Annotated in this window: 10 protein-coding genes and 1 other RNA gene; 7 read left to right on the top strand and 4 right to left on the bottom strand. The window is 66.8% G+C overall.

The genetic code is table 11. The features are described from left to right. Positions 1 to 174 precede the first annotated feature (174 nt). Positions 175 to 699 carry a tetratricopeptide repeat protein gene (locus ABQZ00_RS04020; protein ID WP_115562638.1) on the bottom strand — a complete coding sequence of 175 codons (525 nt, stop codon included), beginning with the start codon at positions 697 to 699 and terminating at the stop codon, positions 175 to 177. Between the two features lie 13 nt (positions 700 to 712). Next, positions 713 to 3,157: a penicillin-binding protein 1B gene (gene mrcB / locus ABQZ00_RS04015; protein WP_323537525.1), complete on the bottom strand. Its 2,445-nt coding sequence runs from the start codon at positions 3,155 to 3,157 to the stop codon at positions 713 to 715. A gap of 237 nt (positions 3,158 to 3,394) precedes the next feature. On the opposite strand from mrcB, the gene ABQZ00_RS04010 reads away from it, so the two are divergent. After that, positions 3,395 to 5,500, top strand: coding sequence for a glycosyltransferase (locus ABQZ00_RS04010; RefSeq protein WP_323537526.1), 2,106 nt, complete (start codon positions 3,395 to 3,397; stop codon positions 5,498 to 5,500). A gap of 294 nt (positions 5,501 to 5,794) precedes the next feature. Beyond that, positions 5,795 to 5,871, top strand: a non-coding RNA gene (locus tag ABQZ00_RS04005) — sX9 sRNA. A 213-nt stretch (positions 5,872 to 6,084) separates the two neighbouring features. On the opposite strand, the gene ABQZ00_RS04000 is transcribed toward ABQZ00_RS04005, so the two are convergent. Continuing rightward, positions 6,085 to 7,599: a hypothetical protein gene (locus ABQZ00_RS04000; protein WP_323537527.1), complete on the bottom strand. Its 1,515-nt coding sequence runs from the start codon at positions 7,597 to 7,599 to the stop codon at positions 6,085 to 6,087. Positions 7,600 to 7,952: 353 nt separating this feature from the next. After that, positions 7,953 to 10,124, bottom strand: a complete 2,172-nt coding sequence (locus ABQZ00_RS03995) for a RelA/SpoT family protein (protein ID WP_323537528.1) — start codon at positions 10,122 to 10,124, stop codon at positions 7,953 to 7,955. A 304-nt stretch (positions 10,125 to 10,428) separates the two neighbouring features. On the opposite strand from ABQZ00_RS03995, the gene pqqA reads away from it, so the two are divergent. The 5 genes from pqqA to pqqE all read left to right on the top strand — a co-directional run bounded on the left by pqqA (position 10,429) and on the right by pqqE (position 13,638). Beyond that, positions 10,429 to 10,509 carry a pyrroloquinoline quinone precursor peptide PqqA gene (gene pqqA, locus ABQZ00_RS03990; RefSeq protein WP_002812057.1) on the top strand — a complete coding sequence of 27 codons (81 nt, stop codon included), beginning with the start codon at positions 10,429 to 10,431 and terminating at the stop codon, positions 10,507 to 10,509. An 81-nt stretch (positions 10,510 to 10,590) separates the two neighbouring features. Next, the gene (pqqB, locus tag ABQZ00_RS03985; RefSeq protein WP_323537529.1) at positions 10,591 to 11,490 is read left to right on the top strand and encodes a pyrroloquinoline quinone biosynthesis protein PqqB; all 900 of its coding nucleotides are present in this window, start codon (positions 10,591 to 10,593) and stop codon (positions 11,488 to 11,490) included. Then, the gene (pqqC, locus tag ABQZ00_RS03980; protein WP_323537530.1) at positions 11,487 to 12,239 is read left to right on the top strand and encodes a pyrroloquinoline-quinone synthase PqqC; all 753 of its coding nucleotides are present in this window, start codon (positions 11,487 to 11,489) and stop codon (positions 12,237 to 12,239) included. The genes pqqB and pqqC overlap by 4 nt, the downstream gene beginning before the upstream one ends. Continuing rightward, positions 12,236 to 12,514, top strand: coding sequence for a pyrroloquinoline quinone biosynthesis peptide chaperone PqqD (pqqD, locus tag ABQZ00_RS03975; RefSeq protein ID WP_115562643.1), 279 nt, complete (start codon positions 12,236 to 12,238; stop codon positions 12,512 to 12,514). Before pqqC ends, pqqD begins: the two co-directional genes overlap by 4 nt. Further along, entirely contained in the window at positions 12,511 to 13,638 is a 1,128-nt protein-coding gene (gene pqqE / locus ABQZ00_RS03970; RefSeq protein WP_323537531.1) for a pyrroloquinoline quinone biosynthesis protein PqqE, read from the top strand. The genes pqqD and pqqE overlap by 4 nt, the downstream gene beginning before the upstream one ends. The last annotated feature ends 7 nt before the right edge of the window (positions 13,639 to 13,645 follow it).

The following is a 13,645-nucleotide window of genomic DNA, read 5'->3' as shown; positions in this document are numbered from 1 at the left end:
GCCAAAGGCACGCAACCACGAACGCATAGCACTCGAACACCAGACCTGCTGCGAACGAGGCGGCGGGTGCTGTTATCGAGTGACCTATGAGAGGCACGCTACTCGCTCAACCGCGCATGACGCAGCCAGCCAAACCGGTCGCGCTGCTGGCAGCGCAACCGGTGCCACCCGCACTCAGTACCGCTTCACGCCCGGCACGGTGCAGCCGGCGATCTGCGACTTGGCCGATGCAGCATTCTCCTTTTCGCCGCGCGCCAGCCGCGATTGTTCGATGGTGGCCCAATGGCGACGGCACAGCGGGCCGGTCTTGGAGCCAAGCTCCACCGCCTGGTTGGCAAAGCGTTCGGCTGCCGGCCAATCGGCCTGCAGCACGGCCACTTCAGCACGCTCCTGCAGGATCGCCGGGTCGCCGGACACCAGCCCCAGCGCCTGATCCAGCGCCGCCGCAGCGCCGGGCAGGTCGCCGGCCTGGCGCTTGGCCTTGGCGCTCTCACGCAGATCGTCCACCTGCGGGTCGCGCAGCGGCTGCACCGACAACTCGGTGTCGTCCACGCCGGCTTCGCGCTCGATCAGCAACAGCCGTTGTGTGGGCGTGGTCGGGTCCACCGGGGTCGGCGGCAGCGCGGGCGGCGCACTGACGCAGGCAGTGACTGCGGCGAGCACGCCGATCAGGACAACAAGGCGGTGCAATCGGATCATGGGGTCACTCCACTCAATGTGCAGGGGGCGCCGACGCAGGCGCCGGTGCGGGTTCTTCCGGCTTCTTTTCCAATCCGAAGAAACGCCGCCAGCCGCCACCGCTGGATTGCTCGGCGGGTGCGGATCCATCGTCCGGCACGTCTTCGATGGAGGGTGCATTACCGGCACACGGCGCATAGGCCGGCGTGAAGCCGACCACGAACGGGAACTGGCGTGCGCCCGGGCAGCCAGCATCGGTGACGCCGGTGCCGGCCGCGTCTACCGACTGCCAGTCCAGGCCCTTGCCACTGACCTTCAACGGTGCGCTGGGCAGGCGCGCGAAGATGCTCGACCACACCCGCATCGCGCCGGTCGCGCCGTACAGGCCGGTCTGCTCGTTCTGATCGTTACCCATCCAGATCACCGCCAAATGGTCGCCGGTGTAGCCGGCATACCAGCTGTCGCGGCCGTCGTTGGAAGTGCCGGTCTTGCCGGCCGGCGACAGGCGCCCGAGGCCATCGCCCAGCAACTGCCGCGCAGTACCGCCACTGACCACCTGCTGCAGAGCGACGCTGATCAGGTTGGCCGCCACCGAATCGCCTTCCTGCGCCGGCGCCGGGGTCTTGTCGTAGCGCTTGAGCAACTTGCCCTGCGGGTCGAGCACGCCACGCACCGCATGCAGTGGCTGGATCTCGCCACCGGCGGCCAGGAACTGGTACAGCTGCGCCATGCCGTACGGGCTCTGATCGGTGGCGCCCAGGATCAGCGATGGGTTCGGGTCGGCCTTGATGCCGGCCAGCACCTGGATCAATTGCGCCACGCGGTCGGCGCCGACCTGCATGCCCACCCGCACCGTGGCCTGGTTGTAGGAATGCGCCAGCGCATCGATCAGGCGCACCGTGCCGTGGCTGCGGTTGTCGGAATTGCCCGGCGACCAGGTCTTGCCGCGACTGAGCTGCACCGTCACCGGTGAATCGTCGACCCAGCTGGACAACGCCCAGCGATCCGGCGAGGCCAGCGCCAGCAGATAGACGAACGGCTTGAGCAATGAGCCCACCTGCCGCTGCGCTTCGACTGCGCGATTGAAGCCCGGCTTGGCCACATCGCGGCTGCCGACTACTGCCAGCACATCGCCGTTGTGCACGTCGGTCATCACCAGGCCCGCCTGCAGCGGCGGGCGCTTTTTGTTGTCCAGCCGCTTGATGGTGCCGGTCACCGCGCCTTCGGCATAGGCCTGCGCGGACGGCGACATGCCGGTGAGCACGCTCATGCCGGCGCCTTGCAGCACGCCTTCGGGGTAATCGTGGGCCAGCTGCCGGCGCACCAGATCCACATAGGCCGGGAAACGGTTGGCCGCGACCAGACCCGGCTCGGTAGGCACGCCCAGCGGCGCAGCCAGCGCGCGCTTGTATTCGGCATCGTCGATCAGCTGGTTCTCGTGCAGCTTGCCCAGCACAAAGTTGCGTCGATCCAGCGCACGCTCCGGATTGCGCCGCGGGTCGTAATACGACGGCCCCTTGACCAACCCGATCAGCAGTGCGATCTGCTCGGTGGTCATCGAATTGAGCTCGCGACCGAACCACAGCTCCGCACCCGATGACACGCCGTGGATGGCCTGCCCGCCGCGCTGACCCAGATAGACCTGGTTGAGGTAGGCCTCCAGGATGGTGCGCTTGTCGTAACGCGCCTCCATGATCACCGCGTACAGAATTTCGTTGAATTTGCGCGTGACCGTCTGTTCCTTGCCGATGCCGAGTAGCCCGCTGCGCGCCAGCTGCTGGGTCAAGGTGCTGGCGCCCTGACGGACCTGGCCGCCGGAACGCACCATGATCCACGCCGCACGCACCATGCCGCTCAGATCGATGCCGTGGTGGCTATTGAAATCGCGGTCTTCTACGGCCTGCAAGCCGGTCACCAGCAGTTCCGGCACTTCTTCCATGCGCACCAGTCGGCGCTCTTCCTGCTTCTGGCCGTAGAGCGTGGCGATACGCGCCGGATCCAGGCGCGCGCTCTTGAGCGTCTTGCGGTCAGCAGCATCGCGTAGGCTCGCCACGCGGCCGCCAGCCAGGCTGACCTCGATACGTCGGGCAGGCACGCGCCCGTCCACATCGTTATAGCCGCGGCTGGCGATGGTGAAGCGGCTGCCATCCTGCTGATAGGTGCCGGCCAGCTTGGCCTGACCGTCGTCGCGGTAGGACGCCGCATCGAGCTCGGTCTTCAGCGTGGCCGCATCCAACGCTTTGCCGGGCACCAGCACCAACGGGCGCCCGTACACACGGGTCGGGATCTGCCAACGCAGCTCGCCGAAGCGTTGCGTGACCTGCTTGTTCAGATACACCGTGTAAGGAATCAGGAAACCGAGCGCCAGCGCGATCGCGGCAAATCCCCAGACAATCAGTCTGCGTTGCCAGCGGGGGCCTTGCGCGTTGGAGTCGTCCTGAAAGTCGTCGGAATCGTCGTGGTCGTAGCGTCGGGGCACAGGGATGCGAGAATGTAGAGTCGGGCGAGTCTAGCGCAGCGCTGTCATGGTTGCGGCCCGCTGGCCCCGCCGACTTAAGCGCGGCTAACAAACCGCCGTGCTCACCGCGCCGCCGCTGCAGCCTGTGCTCGGCGCGGCCTGTGCTCATCGGTACACTGGCGGCGGTTGTCTGCCGGCTGCGCCATCGCACTCCCTGCTGACTCCATTCACCCGTCTCTCCGCTGGAGTTTCAACGCAATGTCGATGTCCCTGGCCGATGCGCGCTATCTGTTCAATCGCGTGCTCGGCCTGATCCACCGCAGCGTGGCCAGCATGCGCACACGCGGGTGGCGGGCCACCTGGCAGCGCATTCGCGTACACACGCAGGCACCGCCGGTGGCGCTCGGCACACCGCTATGGCTGCCCGATGCCGCGCCATTTGCTGCATTCGCAGTACCGCACAGCGCCGCGCCGCGCGTGACGGTGGTGATCCCGGTCTACAACCACATCGCCCATACGCTGGCCTGTCTGCGTGCGCTGGCTGCGCATCCACCAACGCTGGAGGTGGAGATCGTCGTGGTGGACGACGGCAGCAGCGATGCCACCAGCGTGCAGCTGCCGCAGATTGCCGGCCTGCACTACCACCTGCGCGCCAGCAACGGCGGCTTCATTGCTGCCTGCAACGACGGGATCGCGCTGGCGCGTGGCGAATACGTGGTGCTACTCAACAACGACACCATCCCGCAGCCCGGCTGGCTGGATCGACTGATCGGCACCTTCACCGCGCACCCGAACGCCGGCCTGGTCGGCGCGCAATTGGTGTATCCGGACGGGCGCCTGCAGGAGTCCGGCGGTGTGGTCTTCGGCGACGGCAGCGCCTGGAGCTACGGCCGCTTCGAGTCGGCCGACGACCCGCGCTATGCCTATGTGCGCGCGATGGACTACTGCTCGGGCGCGGCGATCGCGCTGCCACGGGCGCTGTTGCTGCAGACCTTGGGCGGGCTGGATCGCCGCTACATGCCGGCCTATTACGAAGATACCGACCTGGCCTTTGCAGTGCGCGCCGCCGGGCATCAGGTTCTGGTGCAGCCGGCCAGTGTGGTGGTGCATGACGAAGGCACCAGCAACGGCACCGACACGCGCACCGGAGTAAAGGCCTATCAGGTGCGCAATCAAGCCGTTTTCGCGGAGAAGTGGCAGCAGGCGCTGGCGACGCAGTTGCCGGTCGGCACGGTGCCCGGTCCGGCGCAACTGCATCGCGGGCAACGCCAGGTGCTGATCCTGGACGAAGGCGTGCCGCACCCGGATCGCGATTCCGGCTCGTTGCGGCAGTTCAATCTGATCCGGCTATTGCGCGAAGAAGGCGCCCATGTGGTGTTCGTGCCGACCCGGCGCGAACATGCCGGACGCCACACCCAGGCGCTGCAGCAACTGGGCGTGGAGGTCTGGTATGCGCCGTTCCTGGACGGCATCGGCAGTTGGTTGCGCGCGCACGGCCCGCGCTTTGCGGTGGTGCTGCTGGTGCGGCACCACGTTGCCCACGCCTGCCTGCCATTGTTGAAACAGTACGCGCCGCAGGCACGCACCTTGTTCGACACCGTCGACCTGCATTACCTGCGCGAACGCCGCGGCGCCGAGCTTGCCGGCGATGCCAATCTGCTGCGCAGCGCCGAACGCACCCGCGTACGCGAACTGGAAATCATGGCGGCCACCGACGTCACCCTGCTGGTGTCTGCCGCCGAACAGGCGCAATTGCGCGCGGATGCGCCGCAGATCCGCACTGCCCTGCTCTCCAACCTGCACGAGGTCGCCGGCAGCGGGCACAGCTTTGTGCAACGCCGCGACCTGGTGTTCGTGGGCGGCTTCCGCCATCCGCCCAATGTGGATGCGGTGCAGTGGTTCATCAGCGCGATCTTTCCGCAGGTGCGCGCGCAACTGCCCGACGTGGAGTTTCATTGCATCGGTGCGGATCTGCCGGCGGCGCTGAAGCTGCTTGCAGACGAATGCCCCGGTGTGCGACTGCATGGCCATGTGCCGGATTTGGTGCCGTTCATGGACAGCGCCCGCATTGCGGTCGCCCCGCTGCGCTTCGGCGCCGGCGTCAAAGGCAAGATCAATCTGAGCATGGCGCATGGTCAACCGGTGGTCGGCACCACCTGCGCGGTGGAAGGCATGCATCTGCGCGATGGCGACGATGTCTGCGTGGCCGACGAAGCCGATGCCTTTGCCAGCGCCATCGTGCGGCTGTATCAGGATGCAGCGCTATGGCAGAAGCTGGCCGACAACGGGCTGCGCAACGTAGCCGAGCACTTCTCGCTGGACGCAGCGCGCGCGACGGTCCGCGAGCTGTTTATCGCGGACTAAGGTGGCGCCCCTGGTGACTTACGGGTGCGTTGCGGATCGGGCAGTTGTCGTCGTGCCACGCAGATCATTGCGGGCTGCATCGATGTCTTGGCGCGCAGGACGCGAGACTTCGCAGAGTTTGCTCACCGCGACGACGAACGCGCACATGCATCGCGACGCTTCGCTCGTCCCCTCATCCGCTCTTCGGGCACCTTCTCCCGATGGGGGAAGGGAGCAACAACCGGTACGGACTGCGAGCAACTAACAAAACTACTTTGCTGCGCCAGGCGGGCGCGTCCGGTACTCGAAATACTCATGTACCGCGCACACGCTCCGGTTCTGAGCGCGCCGTCCATACCCACTTGATGACTGCGCACTACGTCTTGCTAGCCGCTCTGAGGTCATCTTCTGCGCGACAGGGGCAGTGCTGAGGGTGCAGCCAGCCGCCATGGTTATCTCTCCCTGAGCAATTGCCTGATGCGCCCAAGCTGGTCGGTCAGTGCCTGCAGCGAAGATGACGTCGAAGCGCTACTGGATGTCTCCGGTCTGATCACCATCCACTACCGGCATGTACAGGCCAAACGCCGACAAAAACAGCGCACGCCTCAGCGCTGCTCTGCCACCGCCCTGACCCGGCGCGTGAATTCGGCCAGCTCCGGCAAACCAGGATCCAGTTGCTGCGCTTCGTCCTGGGCCCGGCGCGCGAACGCCGCATCCTCCTGGCCCAGGCGCTCGCTGCCGACTGCGACCCAGCGCTGGGCCAAGCGTCGACGCGCGCCGGGCAACGCATCGCCATTCGGCGTCAGCGCCTGCCAGGCATCCAGGCAGCCGCGCGCGGCACGCAGCCGGTTGTTGCGCAGCTCGTCTTCGAAACAGCGCTGGCTGGCCGGCACCACGCGTGCGGCGGCCTGCAGCACGCGTGGATCGCGCGGTGCCAGCGCTTGCGCCGCGCGCACCGCGTCGTATGCACTGGCGCCGGGCGGCGTCATCCATTGCTGCCGCGCTTCGGCATCGGCGACGCGTTGCAACAGCAGCCGCAAACGGCGCTCGCGCATGCCGCGCGACAGCCCGGTTTCCGGGCTGCGCTGGGCGTCGCGGGCGCGGGCGATGGCCTGCTCGGCCTGGGCGATGGATGCGGCGACCGGCACCAGCGACTGCGCCTGTTGCAACGACTGCATCGCCGCGTCGAACTGAAAGTCCGCGGCCTGCCTGCCTGCTTGCGCGGCGTATTCGCTGGCCACCCGTTCCAGCCCGCGCTGCGCGCCGACATCGGCCGGCTCGGCCGCCAGCACGGCGTTGAAATCGCGTGCAGCGGGGGCCAAGCGACCACGTCGCAGCAATGCCTCGGCACGTTGCCGGCGCTGATCCAGCACACGGTGATAGTGCCCTTCGGTCGACGGCACGTCGGCATGCCCGGCGTCGTAACGTTTGGCCGCTGCCAGCAGGCGCGCTGCCTCGCCGAGTGCGTCGCGCGCCAGCGCGTGACGCGCCTGCGCCAAGAGATCAGTCAAGGCATCTTCGCGCCCTTCCAGTGCGTCGGTGCGGTCGGGCGCCAGGGTCAAAATGCGCTGATACAGCGGCAGCGCGCTGTCGGGCGTGCCATCCAGGCGACCTTGCTGCTGAGCGGCAACGGCCTGCGCCAGCAAGGCATCCAGCCCGGCGCGGCGCGCCTGCAGTTGACGCAGCCGCAGCGCAACCGGCGCCACCTGTGCCTGCGGCACCTCCAGTGCAGTTGCCAATGCCAGCGTGCGCTGCGCGGCGTCCGCATCGCCGGCCGCGATGGCAGCGCGCGCCTGCACCACGGCAGCCACGCCGGTCCGGGCCAACCCGACCCGAGCCTCGCTACGATCGTTGTCCAATGCAAGCGCCGCGGTGAACAGCTCGCGCGCACCGCTGCCGTCGGCGGCACTGAGCTTGCCGCGCGACAGCGCAACATCGCCACGTTGCAGCAGTTGCTGGATCCGTGTATCCGGCCACAGCACATCGCCCAGCGGCTTGCGCAGCGCGATGACGCTTAACAGCAAACAGGCGGCCAGCGCCAGCACTACGCGCCACAGTGCACGGCTGCGCAACGGCGCCCAGAGGCGCGGCGACCTGACCCAGCGCGGCAGCGGGAACATACGGTAGCGTCCATCCTTGGCGCGACCTGACGGGGGCGCGTTCACGTGCGTATGGTAGCTGGCCGTGTTGCGAAGACGGTGTAGGGGCGGGATTGGCGGATTCGGAATTGGTCAAGGCAAGCGCTGCGGGTGCGCTGTCCAGACCGCTCTGGTGCATCGATGCATCGTCGTGGCAGTTGCACGACGTCTGGGGTGGCCGACACGTGGGTGCCGCAGCACAGCGACCGCGCAAGCAACTCCCGAAGCGCAGCACACCGAGAGTCAGCCGGTGATCTGCGCCATCCCAAGATGATCTGCGCCACCCCAACCACCAGCAGCATTCACCACAAACACGCAACGCCGCTTGATCGCGCTCAGCCCAGTCGCCGCACCTCGTTCACGCCGGGCAAGGCATCCAGTTTGCCAAGCAGCGCGGACAGCTGGTCGTAGTCGCTCACCTTGAGCCGCAACCGCAACTGCGCCCTGCCGGTGTCGCGCACGTTGTCGCTGTTGATTTCCAGCACGTGGGCATCTTCCTGCGCGATCAGGTTGGTGATGTCCTTGAGCAGCCAGCGGCGGTCCACCGCGCGCACCTGCACATCCACTTCATACCCGCTGCCGGCCTTGCCCCACTCCACCGGCAACACGCGTTGCGGATGGGCGGCCGCCAGGCGTGCCAGTGCCGCGCAGTCGGTGCGGTGCACGGTGATGCCGCGGCCGCGGGTGAGATACCCGGCAATCGGTTCGCCGGCCACCGGTTGGCAGCACCGCGCCAGTTGCACCAGCAGATTCCCCACGCCCTGCACGGTGAATTTGGATTTCCCCAGGCCGTCGCGGCGCGCAGTCGGTCGCGGTGGCGCCGGCACCGCAGGTTGCGAGGCGGCGCGCTCGGCTTCCAGCAGCGCACGGCTGACCTGGTTCGGCCCGGTATCGCCCAGCGCCACCTGAATGTACAGATCGTCGACGTTTTCAGCATGGAACTTGCGCGTCGCCACGCTCAGATCGGCATGCTGCAGACCCAGACGCTTGAGCTCGCGATCGAGCAACTCCTTGCCCGCCTGCACATTGCGCGCGCGGTCGAGCTTGTGGAACCAGGCGCGCACCTTGTCGCGCGAACGCCCGCTGGCCAGAAAGCCGTTGGACGCCAGCAGCCAGTCGCGACGCGGGTCGGCTTCCTTGGCGGTCATGATCTCCACGCGGTCGCCGCTGCGCAGCCGATAGGTCAGCGGCACGATGCGGTCGTTGACCCGCGCGCCACGGCAGCGGTGCCCCACCATGGTGTGCACGTGGTACGCAAAATCCAGCGGGGTGGCGCCTTGCGGCAGATCGATGACCTCGCCCTTGGGCGTCAGCGCATACACGCGGTCTTCGATCAGCTCGGCATCCAGCGCGCCGGCCAACTCGCCGTGCTCGCCTTCCTGCACCTGTTCCAGCAACTGGCGCATCCACAGGATCTTGCGGTCGAAGGCTTTTTCGGCGCCCTTGCCGCCTTCCTTGTACTTCCAGTGCGCGGCCACGCCGAGCTCGGCCTGGGCATGCATCTCGTGGGTGCGGATCTGGATCTCGATCGTGCGCCCTTCCGGCCCGACCACCGCGGTATGCAGCGAGCGGTAGTCGTTGGCCTTGGGCCGGGCGATGTAATCGTCGAACTCGCTGGGCACAGGCGCCCACAGCGAATGCACCGCGCCCAACGCCGCGTAGCAGGCCGCCACGTCGTCGACCATGACGCGCACCGCGCGCACGTCGTAGAGCTGGTCGAACGACAGCCGCTTTTTCTGCATCTTCCGCCAGATGCTGTAGATGTGCTTCGGCCGCCCGCTCACCTCTGCGCGCAGGCCCTGCCCCGCCAATGCGCTCGACAAGGTGCGCTTGACCGCCTCGATGTAACGCTCGCGCGCCACCCGGGTTTCGTCCACTTCGCGCGCGATGCGGCGATAGGTATCAGGTTCCAGGTGCCGGAAGGCCAGGTCTTCCAGCTCCCACTTCACCTGCCAGATACCCAGCCGGTTGGCCAGCGGCGCATGGATGTCGCGGGTGAGCTGGGCCAGCGCGCGGCGCTGCTCCTCGCTGAGGCGGTCGCCCACGCGCATGCGCGTCAGCTGCCGCGCCAGCAGGATTGGCACCACGCGCAGGTCGTGGATGATGGACAACAGCAGGCGCCGCAAGCCCTCGCTGTTGCGCCCGGCCTCGCGTCCGGCATGCAGCGCCCAGACCTGATCGGCCGCATCCAGGCCATCCAGCAATCCTTCCACTGCCACGCGCCGCTCCGCCGGTTGCCAGGGCAAGCCAGCCACCGCACCGCGTAATGCCGGCAGATCGAACAGCAAGGCCGCAATCACTGTGGCCTCGTCGGCTGCCAGCGAAGCCAGCACGTCCAGCGTGTCGGCCAGCAGCGCCCACGGCACGCTATCGGACTGCGCGGGCGGCGCATCCTGCCAGGCCTGCGCCAATGCATCGCGTAATGCCGGTGCGATCGACGCAACGGCCGGGCGCTGCAGCAAGGCATGCAGGCGTTCGAATGAGGAACTGGTCACAACGGTGGACACGGCGGCCGGCGATCACTGGGGTCTGACAGCTACGGTAACGTGCGCGTCACCTTCTCTACAACGCGCAATTTCGGCGCAAATGCCGGCCGGCAGCATGTTTGCGCTTATGGTCGGTTCACCCGCCAAGGTCTTGATTCGCAACCGCTCAGCGATGGATACGCGTTCGCGCGGCGTGCCAATTGCGACGCAATGCCGGCTTTTTACAAGCTCTTTACAATTGGAATAAACCGCCTGCCTATGCTCGGCTCACGTCATCGCCGCATTGCGCCGCGACGGCGTTTTTCCACCCACTGCGAGGTAGCCGATGAAGACCTGGAAGAAGCCTGTCGTTCGTGAAGTCAACTGTGGCGCCGAAATCAACTGCTACGTCTCTGGCGAGTTTTGATCCGGCACGTCTCAATCGCACCAGCCGCCCTTCCTTTTGATGCATGACCGGCAACTGCCGGCAGAGTAGGTAACAGTTTCCATGCGCATCATCGTTTTGGGATCGGCGGCCGGCGGTGGGCACCCGCAGTGGAATTGCCATACACCCGCAAGTCAGCGGGCCTGGCAACAAGCAGACGGTGCCCAACGTCGTACCCAAGCCAGCATCGCGGTCAGTGCCGATGGCGAGCGCTGGGTTCTGATCAATGCGTCCCCCGATCTCCGTCAGCAGATTCTCGCCACACCCGCGTTATGGCCGCAGCACGGGCTGCGCCATTCGCCGATCGAAGCGGTGCTGCTGACCAGTGGCGAGATCGACCATATCGCCGGATTGTTGTCGATGCGCGAAAGCCAGGCCTTCTCGCTGCATGCCAGCAGTCGCGTGCTGGACCTGCTGGCGCAAAACCCCATCTTCGACGCGGTGAATCCAAACTACGTGACGCGCCAGCCATTTGCGCTGGACACGCCGGTGTCGCTGCTCGGCCTGCAGCTGACGCCATTCTCGGTGCCAGGCAAGGTGCCGCTGTTCATGGAATCGCGCAGCGGCGGCGATCTGGCCGGCTCCAACGAAGAAACCCTCGGGCTCACCATCGACGATGGCCAGCACCGCGTGCACTACATTCCCGGCTGCGCGGCGATGACCGATGCACTGCGCGCGCGCCTGCGAGGAACCGAATTGGTCTTTTTCGACGGAACACTGTGGCGAGACGACGAGATGGTGCAACTCGGCATCAGCCAAAAGACCGGCCAGCGCATGGGCCACATGAGTATCGATGGCGCCGACGGCACCATCGCTGCGTTCGCCCCGTTAAATGTAGCGCGCAAGATTTTCATCCATCTCAACACCACCAATCCCGTGCTCGACATCCACTCGCCGGAGTACGCCAGTGCGCGTGCCAGCGGCTGGGACGTTGCCCACGACGGCCTGGAGATCACGCTGTGACCGCCCTGCTCACTCCCGAACAACTGGAAGCAGATCTGCGCGCGATCGGCGCACGCCTGTATCACGACCAGCACCCATTTCATGCGCTGCTGCACGACGGCAAGCTCGATCGCGGCCAGGTGCAGGCCTGGGCGCTGAATCGCTTCGAATACCAGCGCTGCATTCCGCTGAAAGATGCGGCGATCCTGGCGCGCATGGAAGACCCGGCGCTGCGGCGAATCTGGCGCCAGCGCATCCTCGACCACGACGGCAATAGCGCCACCGATGGCGGCATCGCACGTTGGCTGCACCTGACCGACGCGCTGGGCCTGGATCGCGGCCTGGTCGAATCCGGGCGCGCCTTGCTGCCCGGCACGCGGTTTGCGGTGCAGGCGTATTTGCACTTCGTCCGCGAAAAAAGCCTGCTCGAGGCGATTGCCTCCTCGCTCACCGAACTGTTCGCGCCCAACATTATCGGCCAGCGCGTGGCCGGCATGCTCAAGCACTACGACTTCGTCTCGTCCGAGGCGCTGGCGTACTTCGAGCATCGCCTGACCGAGGCGCCGCGCGATTCGGATTTCGCGCTCGATTACGTCAAGCAGCACGCCGATACGGTCGAAAAACAGCAGCTGGTCAAGGCCGCGCTGCATTTCAAATGTTCGGTGTTGTGGGCGCAGCTGGATGCCTTGCACGTGGCCTATGTCACGCCGGGCATCGTGTGGCCGGACGCGTTCGTGCCCGACCGCGACGCCCGCCGGGCCGCTGCGTGAGCGACATTACCCGCGAGAGTCAGCCGGCACTGCGCGCAGGCGTGCGTCTGCAGCACGACCGCACACGCGACCAGTGGGTGCTGCTTGCGCCCGAACGCGTGGTCGAACTCGACGAGATCGCCCAGGTGGTGGCGCAGCGCTTCGATGGCGCGCGTTCGCTGGCGCAAATTGCGCAGGAATTGGCGGCAGAGTTCGATGCCGACGCCGCCGAGATCGAAGTGGATGTGATCGAACTCACCACCACCCTGCACCAGAAACGTCTGTTGCGGCTATGAACACTGCACCGCCACCGCTGTCGGTCCTGCTGGAGCTGACCCATCGCTGCCCGCTGGCATGCCCGTATTGCTCCAACCCGATTGCATTGGCGGCGCTGCGCGAGGAAATGGATACCGCCGGCTGGCGCTCGCTGCTGCAGCAGGCCGCCGAGATGGGGGTGCTGCAGGCGCATTTTTCCGGCGGCGAACCAATGTTGCGCAAGGATCTGCCAGAGCTGGTGGCGCATGCGCGTGAGCTCGGGCTGTACAGCAACCTGATCACCTCCGGCGTGGCCGGCGGCGAACCGATGCTGGACCAACTGCAAGCCGCCGGACTGGAGCATGTGCAGCTGAGCGTGCAAGACGTCGACCCGGCCGGCGCCGACCGCATCGCCGGGTATCGCAATAGCCTGTCGAAGAAGCGCGATTTCGCCGCCGCCGTACGCGCACGCGGCCTGCCATTAACGATCAACGCGGTGCTGCACCGGCACAACGCAGAGCGCGTGCCCGGCATGATTGCGCTGGCACTGGAATGGCAGGCCGAGCGCATCGAAGTGGCGCACACCCAGTACTACGGCTGGGGCCTGCGCAATCGTGCTGCGCTGATGCCCAGCCGCGAGCAACTGATGGCGACCATTACCGCGGTGGAAACCGCGCGGCGCGAGCTCGGCGACCGTCTGGCGATCGACTTCGTCACCCCCGACTATTACGCGCGCCTGCCAAAGCCCTGCATGGGGGGCTGGGGCCAGCGCTTCGTCAATATTTCTCCGCGCGGCGACGTACTGCCCTGCCACGCGGCCGAAACCATCGACGGCATGCGCTTCGACAACCTGCGCGAGCGCTCGCTGGCCGATATCTGGAACAACGGCGAGGCGTTCGTGCGGTTTCGCGGCACCGCCTGGATGCCCGAGGTCTGCCAGGAGTGTCCCAAACGCGAGATCGATTGGGGCGGTTGCCGCTGCCAGGCGCTGGCGCTCAGCGGCGATGCCGCCACGCTGGACCCGGTCTGCGAACGCTCGCCCGACCATGCGCAGGTGCGCGCGATTGCCGACACCGAGGCGGCTGCGTCGCCGCCGGAATTCATCTATCGCCGCCCCGCCCGCTCCGCGCAGGCGTCATCGGCCACTGCCGACCGCGTGGACTGACCGGCGT

The organism is Xanthomonas sp. WHRI 10204 (genome assembly GCF_040202875.1).
In the GTDB taxonomy this organism is placed as follows: domain Bacteria; phylum Pseudomonadota; class Gammaproteobacteria; order Xanthomonadales; family Xanthomonadaceae; genus Xanthomonas.
Note: the sequence above shows the minus strand (reverse complement) of the source record. Positions and strands in the feature narration are given on the sequence as shown.

Excerpts from the sequence above, each read along its gene's own strand:
- ABQZ00_RS04020 (WP_115562638.1), bottom strand. The coding sequence starts at position 699 with ATGATCCGATTGCACCGCCTTGTTGTCCTGATCGGCGTGCTCGCCGCA.
- ABQZ00_RS04010 (WP_323537526.1), top strand. The coding sequence starts at position 3,395 with ATGTCGATGTCCCTGGCCGATGCGCGCTATCTGTTCAATCGCGTGCTC.
- ABQZ00_RS04000 (WP_323537527.1), bottom strand. The coding sequence starts at position 7,599 with ATGTTCCCGCTGCCGCGCTGGGTCAGGTCGCCGCGCCTCTGGGCGCCG.
- pqqA (WP_002812057.1), top strand. The coding sequence starts at position 10,429 with ATGAAGACCTGGAAGAAGCCTGTCGTTCGTGAAGTCAACTGTGGCGCC.
- pqqB (WP_323537529.1), top strand. The coding sequence starts at position 10,591 with ATGCGCATCATCGTTTTGGGATCGGCGGCCGGCGGTGGGCACCCGCAG.
- pqqE (WP_323537531.1), top strand. The coding sequence starts at position 12,511 with ATGAACACTGCACCGCCACCGCTGTCGGTCCTGCTGGAGCTGACCCAT.